General features: G+C 65.9%; 20 protein-coding genes. 8 read left to right on the forward strand and 12 right to left on the reverse strand.

The features are described 5' to 3' along the window. Nucleotides 1-6: 6 nt before the first annotated feature. Together ACYQ4T_RS08370 and ACYQ4T_RS08375 are read right to left on the reverse strand one after the other, a co-directional pair. Nucleotides 7-489: a redoxin family protein gene (locus ACYQ4T_RS08370; RefSeq protein WP_459852480.1), complete on the reverse strand. Its 483-nt coding sequence runs from the start codon at nucleotides 487-489 to the stop codon at nucleotides 7-9. A gap of 104 nt (nucleotides 490-593) precedes the next feature. Beyond that, entirely contained in the window at nucleotides 594-2,570 is a 1,977-nt protein-coding gene (locus ACYQ4T_RS08375; RefSeq protein WP_459852482.1) for a protein-disulfide reductase DsbD family protein, read from the reverse strand. Between the two features lie 150 nt (nucleotides 2,571-2,720). Between ACYQ4T_RS08375 and ACYQ4T_RS08380 the strand changes: the two genes are divergently transcribed. Continuing rightward, the gene (locus ACYQ4T_RS08380) at nucleotides 2,721-3,296 is read left to right on the forward strand and encodes a YqgE/AlgH family protein (protein ID WP_459852484.1); all 576 of its coding nucleotides are present in this window, start codon (nucleotides 2,721-2,723) and stop codon (nucleotides 3,294-3,296) included. A gap of 104 nt (nucleotides 3,297-3,400) precedes the next feature. Here the strand turns inward: ACYQ4T_RS08380 and ACYQ4T_RS08385 are convergent, their stop codons facing one another. Both ACYQ4T_RS08385 and ACYQ4T_RS08390 read right to left on the reverse strand, forming a co-directional pair. Beyond that, nucleotides 3,401-3,841, reverse strand: a complete 441-nt coding sequence (locus ACYQ4T_RS08385) for a VOC family protein (RefSeq protein WP_459852486.1) — start codon at nucleotides 3,839-3,841, stop codon at nucleotides 3,401-3,403. 64 nt (nucleotides 3,842-3,905) lie between these two features. Further along, the gene (locus tag ACYQ4T_RS08390; RefSeq protein ID WP_459852488.1) at nucleotides 3,906-4,748 is read right to left on the reverse strand and encodes an AraC family transcriptional regulator; all 843 of its coding nucleotides are present in this window, start codon (nucleotides 4,746-4,748) and stop codon (nucleotides 3,906-3,908) included. A 93-nt stretch (nucleotides 4,749-4,841) separates the two neighbouring features. Here ACYQ4T_RS08390 and ACYQ4T_RS08395 point away from each other — a divergent pair, with 93 nt between their 5' ends. The 6 genes from ACYQ4T_RS08395 (at nucleotide 4,842) to ACYQ4T_RS08420 (ending at nucleotide 11,298) form a co-directional block, all read left to right on the forward strand. Beyond that, the gene (locus tag ACYQ4T_RS08395) at nucleotides 4,842-5,402 is read left to right on the forward strand and encodes an SIS domain-containing protein (RefSeq protein WP_459852490.1); all 561 of its coding nucleotides are present in this window, start codon (nucleotides 4,842-4,844) and stop codon (nucleotides 5,400-5,402) included. Between the two features lie 141 nt (nucleotides 5,403-5,543). Next, nucleotides 5,544-7,274, forward strand: a complete 1,731-nt coding sequence (locus ACYQ4T_RS08400) for a sensor domain-containing diguanylate cyclase (protein ID WP_459855154.1) — start codon at nucleotides 5,544-5,546, stop codon at nucleotides 7,272-7,274. A gap of 70 nt (nucleotides 7,275-7,344) precedes the next feature. Further along, on the forward strand, nucleotides 7,345-8,790 hold the full coding sequence (locus ACYQ4T_RS08405; protein WP_459852492.1) for an amidase: 1,446 nt from the start codon (nucleotides 7,345-7,347) through the stop codon (nucleotides 8,788-8,790). Between the two features lie 302 nt (nucleotides 8,791-9,092). After that, nucleotides 9,093-10,544 carry an amidase gene (locus ACYQ4T_RS08410; protein ID WP_459852494.1) on the forward strand — a complete coding sequence of 484 codons (1,452 nt, stop codon included), beginning with the start codon at nucleotides 9,093-9,095 and terminating at the stop codon, nucleotides 10,542-10,544. Nucleotides 10,545-10,546: 2 nt separating this feature from the next. Continuing rightward, on the forward strand, nucleotides 10,547-10,876 hold the full coding sequence (locus ACYQ4T_RS08415) for a hypothetical protein (protein WP_459852497.1): 330 nt from the start codon (nucleotides 10,547-10,549) through the stop codon (nucleotides 10,874-10,876). Next, nucleotides 10,876-11,298 (forward strand): STY0301 family protein, encoded by a 423-nt coding sequence (locus tag ACYQ4T_RS08420; protein WP_459852500.1) that lies wholly within the window; start codon nucleotides 10,876-10,878, stop codon nucleotides 11,296-11,298. Before ACYQ4T_RS08415 ends, ACYQ4T_RS08420 begins: the two co-directional genes overlap by 1 nt. A gap of 23 nt (nucleotides 11,299-11,321) precedes the next feature. Here the strand turns inward: ACYQ4T_RS08420 and ACYQ4T_RS08425 are convergent, their stop codons facing one another. From ACYQ4T_RS08425 to speB, 7 genes are all read right to left on the reverse strand, one after another. After that, a complete protein-coding gene (locus ACYQ4T_RS08425) occupies nucleotides 11,322-12,107 on the reverse strand; it encodes an ABC transporter ATP-binding protein (protein WP_459852502.1) in 786 nt (261 codons plus the stop codon). Continuing rightward, nucleotides 12,104-12,913 (reverse strand): ABC transporter permease, encoded by an 810-nt coding sequence (locus ACYQ4T_RS08430; protein WP_459852505.1) that lies wholly within the window; start codon nucleotides 12,911-12,913, stop codon nucleotides 12,104-12,106. The genes ACYQ4T_RS08425 and ACYQ4T_RS08430 overlap by 4 nt, the downstream gene beginning before the upstream one ends. Before the next feature lie 122 nt (nucleotides 12,914-13,035). Next, nucleotides 13,036-14,094, reverse strand: a complete 1,059-nt coding sequence (locus ACYQ4T_RS08435) for an ABC transporter substrate-binding protein (RefSeq protein ID WP_459852507.1) — start codon at nucleotides 14,092-14,094, stop codon at nucleotides 13,036-13,038. Between the two features lie 63 nt (nucleotides 14,095-14,157). Next, complete coding sequence (locus ACYQ4T_RS08440) at nucleotides 14,158-14,892, reverse strand: SDR family NAD(P)-dependent oxidoreductase (RefSeq protein WP_459852509.1); 735 nt, start codon at nucleotides 14,890-14,892, stop codon at nucleotides 14,158-14,160. A 17-nt stretch (nucleotides 14,893-14,909) separates the two neighbouring features. Continuing rightward, the gene (locus ACYQ4T_RS08445) at nucleotides 14,910-15,689 is read right to left on the reverse strand and encodes an SDR family NAD(P)-dependent oxidoreductase (protein WP_459852511.1); all 780 of its coding nucleotides are present in this window, start codon (nucleotides 15,687-15,689) and stop codon (nucleotides 14,910-14,912) included. 7 nt (nucleotides 15,690-15,696) lie between these two features. Further along, nucleotides 15,697-16,470, reverse strand: coding sequence for a creatininase (locus tag ACYQ4T_RS08450; protein WP_459852513.1), 774 nt, complete (start codon nucleotides 16,468-16,470; stop codon nucleotides 15,697-15,699). Further along, nucleotides 16,467-17,456 (reverse strand): agmatinase, encoded by a 990-nt coding sequence (speB, locus tag ACYQ4T_RS08455; protein ID WP_459852515.1) that lies wholly within the window; start codon nucleotides 17,454-17,456, stop codon nucleotides 16,467-16,469. Before speB ends, ACYQ4T_RS08450 begins: the two co-directional genes overlap by 4 nt. Nucleotides 17,457-17,558: 102 nt before the next feature. Here speB and ACYQ4T_RS08460 point away from each other — a divergent pair, with 102 nt between their 5' ends. Beyond that, nucleotides 17,559-18,491 (forward strand): LysR family transcriptional regulator, encoded by a 933-nt coding sequence (locus ACYQ4T_RS08460; RefSeq protein ID WP_459852517.1) that lies wholly within the window; start codon nucleotides 17,559-17,561, stop codon nucleotides 18,489-18,491. 59 nt (nucleotides 18,492-18,550) lie between these two features. Here the strand turns inward: ACYQ4T_RS08460 and ACYQ4T_RS08465 are convergent, their stop codons facing one another. Continuing rightward, nucleotides 18,551-19,204, reverse strand: a complete 654-nt coding sequence (locus tag ACYQ4T_RS08465; protein WP_459852519.1) for a GNAT family N-acetyltransferase — start codon at nucleotides 19,202-19,204, stop codon at nucleotides 18,551-18,553.

Below are 19,204 nucleotides of genomic sequence, written 5' to 3' on the forward strand. Positions count from 1 at the left end.
TCGTTGTTACAGCGCCTTCATCACCGCTTCGGCGCTGGAGACTTCGAAGGCGCCGGGCGCCTCGACGTTGAGGGTCTTCACCTTGCCGTCCTCGAGCACCATGGCCCAGCGGCTGGTGCGCAGGCCCATGCCGTAGCCGCTGCCGTCCATGGTGAGGCCGGTCGCCTTGGCGAAATCCGCGTTGCCGTCGGCCAGCATCATCACCTTCTCGCCGGCATTCTGCGCCTTGCCCCAGGCATCCATCACGAAGGCGTCGTTGACCGAGAGACAGGCGATGACATCGACGCCCTTCTTCTTCAGGTCGTCGGCATGGGTGACGAAGCCCGGCAGGTGCTTGGCCGAGCAGGTCGGCGTGAAGGCGCCGGGCAGGCCGAACAACACGGCCTTCTTGCCCTTGAACAGATCGTCCGTCGTGGCGGTCTGCATGCCGTCCTTGTTCATGTACTTGAGGGTGACGGAGGGGAGCTTGTCGCCGACCTTGATCGTCATCGGAAGTTCCTTTCAGCTTCAGGCAGTATGTCGGGAGATTCGAACCGAAACTTAGCCCGGCCGGGCGGCGAAATTCAACCGCCGCGACCCTGGCTGCTCGGGTTTCAAAGCCCCTGGGCTTTGCGAATGGCGTCGACCATCGTCTCGACCGTGCAGATTTCCGGCACCACGATGCCCTGCGGCGCCCCCGGCCCATAAACCACATTGAGAGGAATGCCATAGCGGTTGTGCTGGGCCAGGAAGCGGCTGATCACCGGATCCGGCCGGGTCCAATCCGCCACCATGGCGACGACATTGTCCTGGTTCAGCATGGTGCTGACCGGCGGCGGATCGATCAGCAGGGCCTTGTTGGCCTTGCAGGTGATGCACCATTCCGCGGTGACATCGACGAACACGGTCTTGCCCGCGGCGACCAGCTCCGGGATCTTGTCCGGCTCGAAAGCCTGCCAGCGGACCGCCTCGCCCTGCACCTGGCTGATCGGCGTCGCCTGCAGCAACCCGACCTGCCCCGCCAGCACCCAGCCCAGCCAGAGCGCGGTCGCCGCCATGCTGACGCCGAGCGCCTTCCGGAGCCAGACCATCCAGCGGCCGGGCCGCGGCAGCATCACGGCGAGATGCGGTGCGGCGGCAACCGCGAGATAGGGCAGCGAAAGCCCGATCGCCATCGCCAGGAAGATCGCGAAAATCTCGGTCCCGCCGCGTGACAAGGCGAAGCCGATCGCGGTGCCGACGAAGGGCGCCGAGCAGGGCGTCGCCAGCACGGTGGCGAAGACGCCGGTGAGAAACGCCCCCAGCACCTTGTGATTGCGCGCGCGCTGGTCGGCCGCCAATGCCAAATCGCCGGCCAGTGCCGGCAGCGGCACCTGGAACAGGCCCCAGAGATTGGCGGCGAAGACCAGACAAATCGTCGCCAGGACGGCGAGGAAGACCGGTTGCTGGAACTGGATGCCCCAGCCGATCTCGTGGCCGGCCAGCTTCAATCCGACCAGCGATGCGGCCAGCGCCAGGAAGGCGGAGATGATGCCCGCGGCGGTGGCGAGGAAGCTCAGGCGCACATGCTCGCCCTCCCCGCCACCATGCTGCAGCACCGAGGTCAGCTTCAGCACCAATACCGGCAGCACGCAGGGCATCACGTTGAGAATGAGCCCGCCCAGCAGCGCGATACCGAGGATGAGCAACAGCGGCGATGATTCAGGCGTCGCGGGCTGCGGCGTCGCAACCGCGCTGGTCAGCAGCGTGCCGGGTGCGAGGCTGGGAAAATAGACGCGCTCCTCCACGCTGCGATCGCCGTCGGTCAAGGTCAGCGTGACCGTGCCGCTGGTCTCTGATCCGGCGTTGGTTTCGATCGGCAAAGTCAGCGCCGCGTGGCGACCGGTGGCGTCGAGCACCACGCTTGGCTTGCCGAACAGCAGGCCATTCATGCCTTCGACGATCGCATCGGGCGATACGAAGTCCTGCGTGTCGCTCCGCGCCTCAATCACCAGCTTGTTGCCGGCTTCGATGCGGACAGTGCCGACTTGCAGACCGGAGCCGACCGCGGGTCCCGGCACCATGGCCTCGAAGCGGTTGATCAGCGGCGCTTGATCGCTGGGCAGCGCCGGGCCCGCGGGGATGTCCAGCGCGAGATCGGCGTCATAGGGAATGCAGACCTGCTCGCAGACCAGATAGCGCAGATGCGCGCGCAGCTTCACCGCTTCGCCGGGCCGCTCGGGTGTCACCGCAATCGGGTAGACCACCTGCTCCTTGTAGCCGAAGGTCTGGAAGCCGAAGAGCTCGAAGCGATGCGGCGTCGGGTATTTGAGCTGAGCCCAGGTCACATTCTCCGAACCGTCGAATTTGAGCTCGGGGGCGAAGCCGGCATCGCCGGGTGAGCGCCAATAGGTCTTCCAGCCGGGTTTGAGGGTGATCTCGAGGCCGGCGGGCAGGGTCTTCAAGTCCCCCGCCCCGGTCACCGCCGTCACCAGCCGCGCCGCGCTCTGCTCGGTCTCAACCCGGTTGCCGGCGCCCGATTCGGCATGCGCGATGCATGCCCAAAGCAGGGCCAACAGGAGCGTGGCGCCGGAAGCACACTTGCGGGTCAAGCTGTTGTGATTCCGCCGCTTATTTGGATCCGCCGGTCTTGCCGTCGCATTCATCATTTGCCAACTTTCGAGGCGGATTATAGGCTTACCAGAGATTGGTTAAGGGTCACGAGATCGTGGCCGTGCTGCTTGGCGTTCGTGAGGGAAACTATGGGCAAAACTGTTTCTCATCAAGGCTTTATGACCGGCGAACTGCTGGTCGCGATGCCGCAGATGCGCGACGCCCGCTTCACCCGTTCGGTGATCTATATCTGTGCCCATACCAGCGACGGCGCCATGGGCCTGGTGGTGAACCGGCTGGTCGGCTCGCTGACCTTCCCGGACCTGCTGCAGCAGCTCAATATCGACTCCCAGGGCATGGGCGAGCATATCCGAATCCGCAGCGGCGGCCCGGTCGAGACCGGCCGCGGCTTCGTGCTGCACAGCACCGACTATGTCGATGACGCGACGCTGAAGGTCGGCGACACGGTGGGCCTCACGGCAACGATCGACATTCTGAAGGACATCGCCTCGGGTTCCGGCCCGCGGCGCAGCCTGCTGGCGCTCGGCTATGCCGGCTGGGGTCCCGGCCAGCTCGACCAGGAGCTCCAGGCCAATGCTTGGCTGACGGTGCCGGCCGACGAGGAGCTGATCTTCGACGACGCGCTCAACGACAAATGGGAGCGCTCGCTCAGCAAGATCGGCGTCGACTTCACCTTCCTCACCGCCGACGCCGGCCACGCCTAAGTCTTGAACGTGATTGCCGGGCTTGACCCGGCAATCTCGGGCCGAATGGAACCAGATGCGCGGATCAAGTCCGCGCATGACGGTTCAAACTGAGCCGGCCGCGCCTAGGCGCTTTTGAGCATCTCGGTGTAGCGCCGCTGCATTTCCGCGGGCTCGACCGCTTCGATCGAATGGCCGATCAGCCAGTCGTAGCCGAAGGGGTCCCTGACGGCACCCGAACGCTCGCCGTAGAAATGGTCCGCCGCCGCGCGCACCAAGGTCGCACCGGCCTTGATCGCCTGCGCCATCAGCGCATCGCAATCCTCGACATGGATGTGGATGCTCATCTTCACCGCGGCAGGGTCCGGCGCAGTGATGCCGTATTCCGGAAACTCGTCGGACAGCATCAGCGTGTTGGGGCCGAAGGCGAGCTCGACATGGCCGATCCGCCCGCTGGGCTCGACCAGGCGGAACTTCTCCGCGACGCCGAAGGCTTCCTTGTAGAAGCGGATCGCCGCCTCGGTGTCCTTCATACGGAGATAGGGATACATCTCGTGGATCTGCATGGCTGTTCTCCTGCGTTGAGGCGCGCAATCTGCGCCGCTCCGGCCGCGGGGTATTGAACGAATTTTACCGGCGCTTCTCCGGGACATGGCGGCCGGTCCCGCCGGCCTTGCGATACGCGCCCGGCGAGATGCCGGCGAAATCGCGGAAGTCGCGGTTGAAATGCGCCTGGTCGGCATAGCCCGCCTCCTGCGCGATCTCCGCAAGACCCGTCTCCTTCTGTCGCTCCAGCCGCAGCAGCACCCGGCCGAACCGGGCGAGGCGCGCATAGCGCTTGGGCGAGAGGCCCACCGCTTCGGAGAAGCGGGCGATGAAATGCCGGTGGCTCCAGTCGAGCGCGGCGGCGACCCGGCCGACCGGGCGGCGCTGCAACAGCAACGCGGCCTGGACGATCGCCGGATCGACGCCGCGGATCCGCGGCAGGCGCTGCAGCAAGGCGGTCTCGAGGGTATCGAGGCGGCGCGCGAGATCGCTCGCCGCGGCGAGTTCGTCGCGCAGGCTGTCGACCGCGCCGCCCCAGAAGGCATCGAGCGGCGTGTGACCGCCGGCGAAGCTGTCGGTCGGCGCGCCGAGGAAGGCGCCGGCGGCGCCGGGGCGAAACACTGCGCCGACGGTCGGCACGGGATCGCTGCTGTCCTTCAGGTAGGCGGCATCGCGCACGCCGCCGATCACCGCATGCGAGACAGTGTCTCCGGTCTCGTCCGCTTCATCGGCAAACAGACGCACCGGCCTGCCGCCGAGGCGGATGACCAGATGCGCCGAGACCGCTGGCAGCATGCGCTCGCGCTCGGAGACCGGCCCCTCCGGCAAGCTCGCCCAGAGCAGTTCCACGAAGGGACGCAGGATCGGATGCGGCGGACGGCTGATGTGAATGGCACTGTCCTCCTCGCTGGCATAGTATGACGTCATGCGCGGACTTGATCCGCGCATCTGTATCCGAGAGTGCACCGGAGACAGATGCCCGGGTCAAGCCCGGGCATGACGAGTGTGTTTAGGGGAATCATGCCCAAGGTCTCCGAATCCTTCGCCAACGCCGTCGCCGAGCTCGGCCGGGTCGCGGCACGCATCGATGACAGGCAGGTCGATGCCTTCATGGCGGCGATCGCACGCGCGCCGCGGATCTTCGTGGTCGGCGCCGGGCGCGAAGGGCTCTCGGCCAAGGCCTTCGCGATGCGCCTCACCCATCTCGGCAAGCCGACCCATTGGATCTGGGACGACACCACGCCCGGCATCGCCAAGGGCGATCTGGTGATCGTCGTTTCCGGCGGCGGCTCGATCGGCCATATCGACTATGTCTTCGACCGGGCGGTCGAAGCCGGCGGCGAGATCGCCGTCGTCACCGGCGATCCTTCCGGCGCCACACCGCAGAAGGCGAAACTGGTCCTGTTCCTGCCGGCCGCAGTCTACAAGGGCAAGGCCGCGGTCGAGCCGTCGACCCAGCCGATGGGCAACCTGTTCGAGCAGGCGCTGTTCATCCTGTTCGACCAGATCGCTGTCGCCCTGGCCGAACGGATGGGAATCTCCAAGGCGGCCATGGAAGCGCGCCACCGCAATGTAGAGTAGTTTTATTTAATATAATCAATTGGTTATCGTATCGCGGCGCGATCGTTAGGGATTGTCAAATTGATCTCAATCATGCTTCACTGAAACCCAGCGCCGGGCGGCGGCGTTGCATCTTCGAGTGTGCGACCGATCGTGACCGGTATGAGCTGGCATCGCAGGCGTCAGATCATCACTCTTCTGTTCGGGGCCGGTATCGCCTTGCTGATCGCAATGGCGGGCGTTTCCGTCTACCTCGACAACCAGGCGGTGAAGCGCAGCGCCGAGCTCTCCCAGATGCGCGATCACACCGCTGCCGCCCAGCGCGTGCTGGTTGCCCTGGTGGACATCGAAACCGGCATTCGCGGCTACCTCATCACCGGTGAATCGAGTTATCTGGCGCCGCTGTTCCGAGGTCGCGACCAGATCACCAACCTCCGCGCGGTGATGGGACCGGAGATTGATCCCTGGTCCGCGCCGGGCTACAGCGACCTCACCCTGGCTCAATTGATGACGCGGCGGCAGAACCTGAATGACAGCCTGCTGGAAACGGCGAGGGTCAAGGGCTTCAACATGGCGCGCGAGGAACTGCGGCTCGGCGAGAGCAAGTTCCTGATGGACCGCATGCGCGCGGTGCTGACCTATAAAATAAACATGTTCGAGGAAGAAGCCGATCGCACACAGCTGAGCGCCGACTTCTACTCGCAACTCCACTCGATCCTGGTCGTCGCATCTCTGGGTATCGCCATCCTGTTCTCGATCGCCCAATATTTCCTGTTCCGCAGCGAGATCAGCGGCCGCGGCGCCGTCGAGCAGGTGCTGCGCCGGCGCAACGCGGATCGTCACCAGGTGACCGAGATGTCGACCGCGCTGCAGCTCGCCGATTCCCGGCACGAGGCCTACGCCATCATCGCCTCCTTTGCCCGGCGGATGATGACCGAGGTGTCGGGCGTGCTCTATGTCTACACCGCGTCGCGCGACCAGCTGACCCAGGTCGCGCAATGGAGCCGCAAGGGCGAGGCGCATACCTTCGCCGAGCAGCTGCATCCGCAGGAATGCTGGGGTCTGCGCCAAGGCAGCCGCCATGACGGCCGTGCCGGAAATTCCGACGCCGGAGAGACCGATGCGGCGCCGATCACCTGTCGCCACCTGGACGGCGAGGATGAGCTCGGCCCCTATGCCTGCATCCCGATCGTCGGGCGCGGTCAGATCCTCGGCATGCTGCATCTCCGCGGCGAGATCCTGCGCACGCGCAAGACCGCCGCGGCGCTGGACGACACGATCGAGCGCCTGACCGACCAGCTGTCGCTGTCGCTCACCAACATCGAGCTGCGTGAGAAGCTCGAGAACATGGCGCTGCGCGACGGGCTGACCGGCCTCTACAACCGCCGTTTCCTCGACGAGACCCTGGAGCGCGACCTCTCGAAGCTGCAGCGCGACCGGAAATCGGGCGCGGTGCTGTTGCTCGATGTGGACCATTTCAAGCGGTTCAACGACACCCACGGCCACCAGGCCGGCGACGAAGCCCTGCGCCGGGTCGGCACGGCGCTCCTCGCTTCGGTTCGGGCGAGCGACGTGGTCTGCCGGTATGGCGGCGAGGAGTTCCTGGTCTTCCTCCCCGACTGCAACACGGCCGAGGCCACCGCTAAGGCGGAGAAGATCCGGGCCGCGGTGTCCGGAACGTCGATGACGATGGGCGAGCGTGTTATCCCCTCGGTCACGATCTCGATCGGCCTGGCCATGTTCCCGGCCCATGCCCAGACCCGTGCGCTCCTCCTCCAGATGGCGGACCGCGCGCTCTATCAGGCCAAGGCGGCGGGACGCAACCGCGTGGTGGTGGCCGGCACCGAGCCGACCGCGCTCCCCTCCCCCGTCCCCGCGCAGGCCGCCAAGTAGCATCTTCCGCCCGCGGAAGCCGATCGTCTAAGCTCCGGCGCAAAGATCGAAGCGCAGGGGAATTCCGTCCATGAAGATTGCAGAATATGCCGGCTATGACGCGACCGGACTGGCAGAGCTTGTCGCAAAGAAGCAGGTGACGCCGAAGGAGCTGGCCGAGACGGCGGCCGCGGCCATCGCCGCCGCCAACCCCCAGGTCAACGCGGTGGTCGAGACCTATCCCGACCGGATCGAAGGGCTGGACGAGAAGACGCTGCATGACGGCCCGTTCCGCGGCGTGCCCTTCCTGATCAAGGACATCGGCCAGCATCTCGACGGGCGGAAGTTCGAATGCGGGAGCCGGCTGATGCAGGGCTTCGTGGTCGAGGGCGACAGCCATGTCGGCAAGCTGTTCAAGGAAGCGGGCCTCAACATCATCGGTCGCTCCAACGCGCCGGAATACTCGATCGCCGGCACCTCGGAGAACGCGCTCTACGGCAACACCTCGACGCCCTGGCGCGAGGGCTATTGCGCCGGCGGCTCGAGCGGCGGCAGTGCGGCGGCGGTGGTTGCGGGTATGGTGCCGATGGCGCATGGCTCGGATATCGGCGGCTCGATCCGCATCCCGGCGAGCTTCTGCGGCGGCGTCGGCCTGAAGCCTTCGCGCGGGCGGGTCTCGGCGGGACCGCGGGTGGAGGAAGGCGGCTGGGGCCTCGCGATGAATCTCGGTCAGACCAAGACCATCCGCGACACCGCCGCCCTGCTCGACGCGATGGCCAAGCCGCAGGTCGGCGATCCCTTCTGGATCCCGAAACCCGATGAAACATATCTGGCGCTGATCAAGAAGCAGCCCCAGAAGCTGAAGATCGCCTGGTCGGTCGATCCGGTGATGGACTGGCCGGTGGACAAGGAAGTCGCCGCCGCGGTGGAGAAGACCGCGAAGCTGCTGCAATCGCACGGCCACGAGGTGTGGGAGGAAGCGCCGGAATTCGACGGCGAGGAAGCCAGCCGCAAGATGCTCGACGTCTGGTTCTTCGGCTTCGCCGACAACCTGGACGCGGTCGGCGCCAAGCTCGGGCGGAAGCCGGGGCCGGATACACTCGAGCCGGTTACCTTAAAGATCTATGAGCACTCAAAGCGCATCACGCCGGCGCAATTCCTTGCCAGCCACAACATGATCAACACCTTGCGGCGCAAGCTCGGCAAGTTGATGGCGAAATGCGATGTCTGGATCTCGCCGACCACGGCCCATGTCGCCGAGCCGAACGGGCTCTACAACCTGGGGCGCGAAGGCGTCGGCGCGGAGGAATTCCTGGTGACCGCCGACCGGCCGCTGCAATTCACCTTCCAGCATAATGTCATGGGCACGCCGGCGATCTCGCTGCCGCTGGCGATGCATTCCAGTGGAATGCCGATCGGGGTGCAACTCGGTGCCAACCCGGCGCAGGAGCATATCCTGCTGCAGCTCGCCGCTTTGCTGGAGCAGGAGATGCCCTGGAAGGACCGCGTGCCGCCGCTGCATGTGACGCGCGCCTGATTTCCGAAGTGAATTCTCGCGGCTGAATTCGGACGCCTGAATCGGCCCTTGGTTCGTGCCCCAGGATGGATTCTTTGGAACAAAACTGGTACAATTGCTCTCGTTGGGTCGCGAGAGATGGACTGGGGTCGGCGCCCGTCAACTTCGGCAATGCATTGACAGTGCATGTACAGAATGAAGGATCGACATGGCCCTTCCACGAGGGTTCACCTGGATCTTCAGGGGCTTGCCGTGGATTTGCGTCGTCGAGATGGATCGGCCGCAAATGTAAGATTGACCCCGGGCGCAGCGAAAGAAAATCCGTGAAAATTTCAGAATACGCCGCCTTTGACGCAACCGGACTGGCGGGCCTGGTGCAGAAGCGCGAGGTCTCTCCAACCGAGCTCGCGCGCACCGCGGCCGAGGCGATCGCCGCGCTGAACCCGAAGATCAACGCGGTGATCGAGCTCTATCATGACCGCATCGACACGCTTGCCGAGAGCACACTCCGCCCCGGCCCCTTCCATGGCGTGCCCTTCCTGATCAAGGACATCGCCGGGCATCTCGACGGCCGCAAGGTCGAGTTCGGCAGCCGGCTCTGCGAGGGCCTGGTCACCACCGACGGCGACACCAATCTCGGGCGGATGTTCCAGGAGGCGGGCCTCAACATCATCGGCCGCTCGAACGCGCCGGAATACTCGATGTCCGGCACCACCGAGAACGCGCTCTACGGCAACACCGCGACACCCTGGCGCGAAGGCTACAGTGCCGGCGGCTCCACCGGCGGCGGGGCGGCGGCGGTTTCGGCCGGCATGGTGCCGATGGCGCATGGCTCGGACATCGCGGGTTCGATCCGCATCCCCGCGGCCTTGTGCGGCGGCGTCGGGCTGAAGCCGTCGCGCGGCCGGGTCTCGGTCGGCCCGAAGATCGATGAGGGCGGCTGGGGTCTGGCGGCAAATTTTGCGCAGACCAAGTCGATCCGCGACACCGCTTTGCTGCTCGATTGCATGAGCGTGCCCCAGCCCGGCGATCCCTTCGTGATCCAGCGGCCCTCGGAAACCTACGCCACGCTGATCGGCTGGGCGGCACCGCGCCTCAAGATCGGCTGGTCCGCGAAACCCTTGAACGACCGCCCGGTCGATCCGGAAATTGTCGAGGCGGTCAAGCGGACCGCAAAGGTCCTGAGTGGCCTCGGCCATATCGTCGAGGAGGATCACCCGGATTATGACGGCGAGGACGCGGCGCAGCGCATGCTGGACGTCTGGTTCTTCGATTTCCCGAAGCGGATCCACGACCTCGCCGCCAAGACCAGGCGCAAGCCCGGCCCGGACACGCTGGAGCCGGTGACGCTGAATATCTACGAATACGCCAAGACCATCACGACCGACCGCTTCCTGGCCGCGCATGCCAGCCTGAACGCGATCCGGCGCAAGCTCGGCCCCTACTTCCAGCGCCACGACCTCTGGCTCTCGCCGACCACGGCCGCAGTCGCCGAGCCCTGGGGCCATTACAATCTCGGCCGCGACGATCTCTCGCCGCAGGACTACATGGCGCATATCTTCCGCCAGATCCAATTCTGCTTCCCGCACAACGTCATGGGCACGCCGGCCATTTCGCTCCCGCTGGCGATGCACGGCAACGGGCTGCCGATCGGCGTGCAGTTGGGCGCGCGGCCGGGCGAGGATCACCTGGTGCTGCAGGTGGCGGCGCAGTTGGAGCGGGAGATGGGGTGGGAGAAGCGATCGGCGCCGTTGGGCGCTCAGGGAGTGCGATAGCGATGTGCTGGGCAAGGCGCCGCCGATATGCCTTATCTCTGGTTTGCGCCGGATTGCTCGCCGGTTGCGCGGTAGACAAGAAGTTCGAAGGCATCACTGTCAGCCGGAACGGCGAAGGCACATCGCCATATTTATACAACGCCATGGGCTCGCTCGAATTTTCCGGCCAGAATCCAGTCGTCAAAGCCACCAAAGTCATGAACGCCGCTTGTCCGCAAGGTCAGCCACGCTTGCTGATGGCTGACGGGCCGGACTTCAAGATTGGGAACAGCACTCGGAGCATGCTGATCGCGATCTTTAGCTGCAACCAGATGATTCCAGGAGTGGAGTGATGCTCGCCATCCATCATCTCGGCCCGGCTGTCGCGTTCGCGGCATTCACGCTGTGGCCTTGCCTCGCTCTGGCCGAGGGCAGCGGCCCCACCTGCCCGGAGAAGATCGAGACTGAGCAGAGCCTGAGCAAGCCGGTCGAGGGCTTCGAGGCCTCCAGGCAGGACCTGCCGCATTGGTGGGATGCAATCGTCTTCTACGACGGGCGGCCCGAGGAAATGGCGGCGCTGGTCTATGATGACGACGTCGAAACCGCCGACGGCAAGGAAGTCCAGACCTGGAACCTGGATCCGAAGAGCGAATACTGGATCCGCTGCCAATATTCCTCGACCTCGATCTCGCTGATAAGGAAGCTGCCGCCGGTCAGCCGATGCACCGTCACCTTCGATAAGAACGAAAAGACGCTGGCGCTGGTTTGCCGCTAGGCGATCTTCGCGCCGGGAGGCCGCTAAGCCGCTTCCGCGCCGGCCTGCTGGCGCATCATGCGCATGATATCGCGTTCGAGCTCGGCATAGCCGTCGAGCTCCAGCACTTCTTCCTTGCGGCGCCAGCGTTTGCCTTGCTTGAAATCGGGCAGGATGTTGGCGGCGACGGTGCCGGGATGGCGCGAGAGGAAGATGATGCGGTCGGCCATGAAGATCGATTCCTCGATGTCATGGGTGACCATCAGGACGGTCTTGCCGGTCTCCTCGGCGATCGCGACGCTGAGCTCCTGCATGTGCCAGCGGGTCTCGGCATCGAGCGCGCCGAACGGCTCGTCCATCAGCAGGATCTCGGGGTCGTTGGCGAGCGTCCGGGCGATGGCGACCCGCTGCTTCATGCCGCCGGAGAGCACCTTCGGGTAGGCGTCGGCGAACTTGGTGAGGTGCACGAGGTCGATGAAATGCGCCGCCTTGTCGCGGCGCTCGGATGCCGCCACGCCGCGCAGGCGCAGGCCGTATTCGACATTCTGCCGCACCGTCAGCCAGTCGAAGGAGGTATAGGCCTGGAACACCATGCCGCGGTCGCGGCCCGGGCCTTCGATCGTCCGGCCGTCGAGGGTGATCCGGCCGCTGGTCGGCTGGTCGAGGCCGGCCACCATCCGGAGGATCGTCGACTTGCCGCAGCCCGAAGGCCCGAGCAGGACGCAGACCTCGTTGCTGCCGACCTCGAAGGAGACGTCGCGGATCGCCTCGACGATGCCGCCTTTCGCATCCTGGAAGGTCTTGCCGATGCTCTCCAGCTTCAGTCTCATCGGGCGCTCTCGTCGATATAGGGGAAGAGCAGGCGGTGGGCCATGCGGAACAGCATGTCGCACAACAGGCCGAGCACGCCGATCACCACGATGCCGGCCATGATCTCGTCGGTATGCAGGAAGCGGCGCGCCCGCATCATCATGGCGCCGATGCCGTTGGTCGAGGCGACGATCTCGGCGATCACCAGGTAGGTCCAGGAGACCGCCAGCATCTGCCGCATGGCGACGACGACGTTGGGCAGCACCGCCGGCACGATCACGGTCCAGAGCACCTGGCCGCGCGTGCCGCCGAGCGTCATCGAGGTCTCGATGAACTCGGTCCGGACCTGCTTGGTGTAGTCCATCACCAGCACAATCAGGAAAAAGACCACGCCGATGAACAGCAGCGCGATCTTCGGCCCCTCGCCGGTGCCGAACCACATCAGCAGCACCGGGATGAAGCTCGGCGCCGGCAGGTAGCGCCAGGCCGCCATGAAGGGATTGAAGAAGGCCTCCAGCGCCCGGAACGAGCCCATGACGATGCCGAGCGGCACCGCGATCGCGCTGGCCATGGCGAAGCTGACCAGGATGCGCAGCACGCTGGCGCCGATGTCGATCCAGAAATCCGGCGTCGAAAGCAGCTGCAGCAGGGTCGCGAGCACCTTAAAGGGACTGGGCAGCAGCAGCTGGGTCACCAGCCCGGCCGAGACCGCGAACTGCCAGAGGGCGAAGAACAGCACCCAGCAGGCGATGCCCAGCGCGATCGCAGCGCGCCGGGTGATCGGCGTGCGGAGGGTGAGCAGCGGGCGGCGCGGCGGTTGGGTCATTGCTGGACCAACATAACTCAGTCGTCATGCCCGGCGAAGGCCGGGCACCCCTGAGTTCCCATCTAAAAGAACGAACTCAGGGGTCCCCGGGCCAAGCCCGGGGATGACGAGCGAGTATGCCCCTACCGCGCCTTTATTTCCTGGCGGAAGCCGGCTTTCACCAGGTCGGCCATCAGGCTGCAATCGACGCCCTTGGCAGGGTCGATCTTGGTCTTCATCAGGCCCAGCTTCAGCCACCAGTCGTTGATCAGCGCCACCGTGTCGCGCATGCCGTCGCGGGCGATGCCGAGCGGCGGCTCGCCGTCGAGGACGCCGCAGGAGCGCGCCGCCTCGTCGAAGTCGTAGGTGTAGTTGCCGCCCTTCAAGTCCTTGCCGTTGGTGCCGACCACGGATTCGACGTCGCCGACCGGCCATTTCAGGAAGTCGGCATAGACCTGGTTGATGCCCGGCGTGTCGTCATGCCAGGCCTGGACCGCGGTGAACAGCGCCTTCAAGGTGCCGACCGCGACCGGGCGGCGCTCGGCGATGAAGGTCTTGTTCATGTAGAGCACGTCCATGAAGATGCCGGTCTTCAGGAACACCGGGTCGGCCGAGGTCGCGACCGCGCGCGAGCCCTTCAATTCCGCGGTGAGCTTGGAGACCCAGGGCTCGTATTCATAGGCGGCGGCGAGATCGCCGGCGACCATCGGGCCCACCGCCTCGTCGGCGTTCAGGTTCACCCATTCGACCGAGTCATACTTGATGCCCTGGCTGTCGAGCCAGACGCCCATCAAGAGCTGGCCGATATAGGCCTGGGGTGCGGCGATCTTCTTGCCCGGCAGGTCCTTGGGCTCGACGTTCGGCGCCAGCGCGATCTGATCGACGCCGTAGCTGGGGTTGAGGAAGGTGACCATCACCTCGTTGGTACCCTGCTCCACGGCGATCGGCGTGTACTCGCTGGTGCAATAGAGGACGTCGATCTGGCCGGCCGCGAGCGCCGAATGCGCGCCGACCGGATCGTCGAAGATCGTGTTCTCGATCTCGAGGTCGGGCGCCAGGTTCTTCTGCTTGGCGACCTCGAGGCTGGAATAGCCCGGCCAGGACACGCAGAGCCCGACCTTCACCTTCTCCGCGGCGAAGGCGCCGCTGCTGAGCGCGAATGCTGAGACGGCCATGCAGGCCGCGGCGATCATCTTGTTCATTCTTGCCTCCTTGTTTTTCGTTGCGCCGGGTTGCGACCCGATCGTTCCGTGGTTGTCCCCTGATTAAGGCATCACGCTGCCGCCGTTCGGGCCGAGGCCCTGGCCGGTGAAGTAGCGCCCGCCAGGCCCGGCGATGAAGGCCGCGAGGGCGCCGATCTCATGGGCCTCGCCGAAGCGGGCGAGCGGGATCTGCAGCTCCTTCGCGCGCCATTCCGGGCTCATATGCGCGGCGTCGAGCATGGCGGTGTCGATCGGGCCGGGGCAGATCGCATTGACCAGGATACCCGGGGCGAACTCCTTCGACCAGCTGCGCACCAGGCCGAGCACGCCATGTTTCGAGGCGACGTAAGCCGAGAACTGCTCGCGGCCGTAATAGGACATGTCGGAGGCGATCAGGATCGCCCGCGCCTCGTCGCCCGGCTTCGGCTGGGAGTCCCGCATCCAGCGCAAGGCCTCGCGGCCGACCAGGAAGCTGCCGCGCAGGTTGATCGCGATCACCTGGTCGAAGTCGGCAGCGCTGGTCTCGAGCAGCGGCTTCTCCTGGATGATGCCGGCGCAATGGACCAGGATGTCGAGCCGCTTCACCATGCGCCGGGCGACATTGAACAGCGCCAGCACGCTTCCCTCGTCGGCGACATCGAGGTCGAAGGCAACGGCGCCGGGAATGGCCGCGGCGGTTTCCGCGCAGTCGAGCCGATCGGCCAGGATCAGCTGCGCACCCTCGCCCGCCAGCGCTTTGGCACAGGCGGCGCCGATGCCGCGATGGGCGCCGGTCACCAGCGCGACCTTGCCGGCCAAGGATTTCCCGGGGGCGGTCACGACATCACCTCGCCGCGGTCGATGTTGACGGTCTGGCCGGTCATGTTGGCGGCGGCGTCGCTGGCGAGAAAGAGATAGAGGCCGGCGATGTCGGCGGGGTTCATCAGGCCGGGGAGCGACTGGCCGGCCATGATCTCGTCCAGCAGCTGGCTCTCCGGCAGGTTGCTGCGCTCGGCCATGCGCTTCAGCGAGAGCATCGACTGGTCGGTCTTGACCCAGCCGGGCGCCACGGCGTTGACGTTGATGCCCTTGGGCCCGAGCTCCAGCGCCAGCGCGCGGGTCATGCCGACAATGGCGTGCTTCGAGGCGCAATAGGCGGAAAACTCCGCGGCGGCGGTGCGGCCCCAGATCGAGGCGGTGAAAACGATGCGGCCGCCCCGCTTCATCTTCGGCAGCGCGTCGCGGGTGACGTAATAGGTGCCGAGGATGTTGATGTCGATGATGCGGGCGAAGGTCGCCTCGACCTCCGGCCCGGGTTCGGCGATCGGCGTGATCCGCTCCAGGCCGGCGTTATTGACCAGCACGTCGATGCGGTCGAGCTGGAACAGTGCCTTCGACACGGCGGCGCGGTCGGTGATGTCGCAGCGGAGCGCCTTGACCGGCCGGCCGGACAGCCTGGAGATTTCCTGCGCCGTGGTCTCGACGCCCGCATCGTCGGCCAGGATCGCGAGATCCGCCTGGGCCATGGCGAAGGCCTCCGCCACGCCGCGGCCGATGCCGCGGCTGGCCCCGGTCACCAGGACCGACTTTCCCCCAAAGTCGAAGCTTGCCCCCATGGATCGCTTATCCGAACTCCTTCTTCACCGCGGCGGCAATGTCGCGGCAGTATTGATCGATCATCGCCTTGCCCTTCGCCGCCGAAGCGCCCTTGGCCGAGGTCAGCGCGCCCGAGGAAGGCACCCAGTCGCGGTGCGGCGGCCAGATGTCATAGGGCGGAAACTCGGCCGGCGGATTGTCCGGGATCAAGTCGAGCCGCACCATCTCCGGGTAGTAGTGCATCATCATGGAGGTCTCCATGACGGCGGCATGCTCGAGGGCGACGCCCGGGAAGCCATCCGGGAAGACGGTCTTCAGCGTCTCCTCGGTGCAGAAATCCCAGTATTCGAGCCGCATCACCTTGAGGCCGGTATGGCCGCATTCGCGCATCGCGAGATCGATGCCCTCGGTCACGATCCACTGGTTCTCGTAGTGGCCGACGACGCAGCAGATCTTCTTGACGCCGTGGCGCACCAGCTCGCGGATCACATCGCGCACCATGGAGATCAGCGTCTGGGCGTCGAGGTTGAGGGTGCCCGGGAAATGCGGCCCGCCGCCGGATTTCGGCATCGACTTGTAGCCGAAGCTCAAGGTCGGCGCGACGACGCCGCCCACCATCTGCGCCACGTCGCGGCAGAGGGCGGTGGGGAGCAGGCAATCGACCGAGAGCGGCAGATGCGGCCCGTGCTGCTCGGTGGCGCCGCAGGGAATGAAGACGGTCGGGTTGCTCTTCAGCGCGTCCCGGAACTCCGGCCAGGACATCCGGTCCATCATCACCCCATTCGGATTTGGGGCGGTCATCTGCGGCGCCGGCGCGCGGAAGAATCCGCGAGGAGACAGAGGATCTCGAACATCAAGGTCGCACCGACCAGGGCGGTGTTGCCGCTGGGGTCGAAAGGCGGTGAGACCTCGACCACGTCGCCGCCGATGAGATCGAGACCCTGCAGGCCGCGCACCAGATGCTGCGCCTCGAGCGTGGTCAAGCCGCCGATCTCCGGCGTGCCGGTGCCCGGGGTGAAGGCGGGGTCGATGCCGTCCACGTCGAAGCTGATATAGGTGGGGCCGTCGCCGACCACGCGGCGCGCCTCGGCGATGGTCTTCTCGACGCCGAGCTTGGAGAACTCCTCCATGTAGATGACCCGCATGCCGCTGTCCTTGGCGAAGGCGATGTCGTCGGCGCTGTAGATCGAGCCGCGGATGCCGATCTGCACCGTGCGCTTCGGGTCGAGCAGCCCCTCCTCCACCGCGCGCCGGAAGGGCGTACCGTGGGTGTACATGTTGTCGCCGAAATAGCGGTCGTTGGTGTCGGAATGCGCGTCGAAATGCACCATGCCGACCGGGCGCTGCCTGGCGATGGCGCGGAAGATCGGCAGGGTGATCAGGTGATCACCACCGGCCGAGAGCGGCATGGCGCCGGCCGCATGGATCTTGGCGAAGAAGCCTTCGATCCGCTTCAAGGCATCCATCAGGTCGATTGGATTCACGGGGGCGTCGCCGAGATCGGCGATCCGGGCGAGCTGGTAGGGCGCGATGCCGCTGACGTGGTGCACCTTGCGCATGAAGCTCGACATGTTGCGGATCTCGCGCGGCCCGTGCCGCGCCCCCGCCCGGTTGGTGGTCCCGCCGTCCCAGGGCACGCCGATCAAGGCGATGTCCACCTGGGTGGGCTCGGTGATGTAAGGCAGACGCATAAAGGTCGGGATCGCGCCGAAGCGCGGGACGATGGCGGCGTCGACCGGCTGCGGGTTGTTGTGGCCCTGCGATGGGTTCTGGGTCGGCAGGTTCATTTGGGTGCGCGCCTCCGCTGTTTACCGATCTTCACCGGGGAAGTCGGTTGCGATAAAGTCGAAATATCGGAAGTAAGCTTCCCGATTTTGGAAAGTATCGCCATGGCGGCAAGCCTCGGAAATCTCGGCAATATCGACCTGAAGCAGGTCCAGGCCTTTCTGACCGTGGTGGAGAGCGGCGGCTTCGCCGCGGCCCAGGCGGTGCTGAACGTCAGCCCCTCGCGCTTGAGCACGCTGATCTCCGACCTGGAGCGCCGCCTCGGCATGCGGCTCTGCCAGCGCGGGCGGGTCGGCTTCCGCCTGACCGAACGCGGCGAGGAGGTCTATCGCGCGGCGCAGCGGCTGGTGACCGGGCTGGATGCGTTCCGTTCCGACGTCAGCGCGCTGGCCGGAAGGCTGGTCGGCAACCTCGCGATCGGCATGGTGGACAACATCATCTCCAACCCGGCCAACCATCTGCCCCGGGTGATGAACCGCTACGGCGAGCGGGCGCGCGAGGTGCATATCACGATGTATATCGACGCGCCGCAGGAGCTGGAGCGCAAGGTGTTGGACGGACGGCTGGACCTCGCGATCGGCGCCTTCCACCACGCTTTGCCCGGCATCGCCTATCGCGCGCTGTTCCTGGAGGAGCAGACGCTCTATTGCGGCGCCGGCAATTCCCTGTTCGGCCGGGCCGGCGAAGCGATCACCAACGAGGACATCCTGGCGGCACCCTATGCCGGCCGCGGCTACATGGAAGACCGGCGGCCGCTGCGCTTCACCGCCAGCGCCAGTTCATACTCGATGGAAGGCCTGGCGCTGATGGTCCTTTCCGGGCGGTTCATCGCCTATCTGCCGAGCCATTACGCGGCGCCCTGGGTCGCGCGCGGCGAGATGCAGCCGATCCGGCCGCGCCGCCTCTCCTACCAGTCGCTGTTCGAGGTGGCGGTGAAGAAAGGCGCCCAGCAGACCCCGGCCTTGCAGGCCTTCCTGGAGGATCTCTACGCGGCGCATGCGGGACCGAAGTCTGGTCGACGTCACCCGCGGGCTTGACTCGCGGATCTCTCGACGGAAGGAGATCGCCGGGTCACGCCCGGCGATGTCGACCGCTGTTACACGATGCGATCCAATAGCTTGCGGAAGTCGCCACCGTCATTGGCAGGCTGCGCGCGCATCGCCTCGGAGTTCATGACGTCTTCCAGGAGCGCGCTGGTCAGCAGGTGGTCGCGCCATTCGCCGTTGATCTTCAGGTAGCCCTTGGCCTCGCCGATCTCGCGGAAGCCGAATTTCTTCAAGAGATGCCGGCTCGGGCGATTCTCGGGGATGCAGGCAGCGTCGATGCGGTGCAGCCCGAGGCCCTGGAAAGCATGCGGCAACAGCGTGCGCACGGCGTCGGTCATGTAGCCCTGGTTGGCGTATTCCTCGCCCATCCAGTAGCCGAGGTTGGCGGCCTGCGCCACGCCGCGGCGCACGTTGTTGAGGTTCACGCCGCCGAGCAGGCGGTCGTCGGTCTTGCGGAAGATGTGGAAGCCGTAGCCGAGGTCGAGGCGCCATTCCTGCAGGATCCGCGCGACCCGGTCGCGGAACACCGCGCGCTCCAGCGCATCCTCGCCCCAGGCGGGCTCCCAGGGCTCGAGGAAGCTGCGGCTCGCCTCGCGCACCGCGGTCCATTGCTTGTAGTCGGCGCGCGACGGCGGCCGCAGATAGGTACGAGCGCCGATCAGCTTGAACCGCGAGAGACCGTCGGAGCGGAAAAGCGGCAGCAT

This window comes from Dongia sp. agr-C8, from assembly GCF_054658695.1.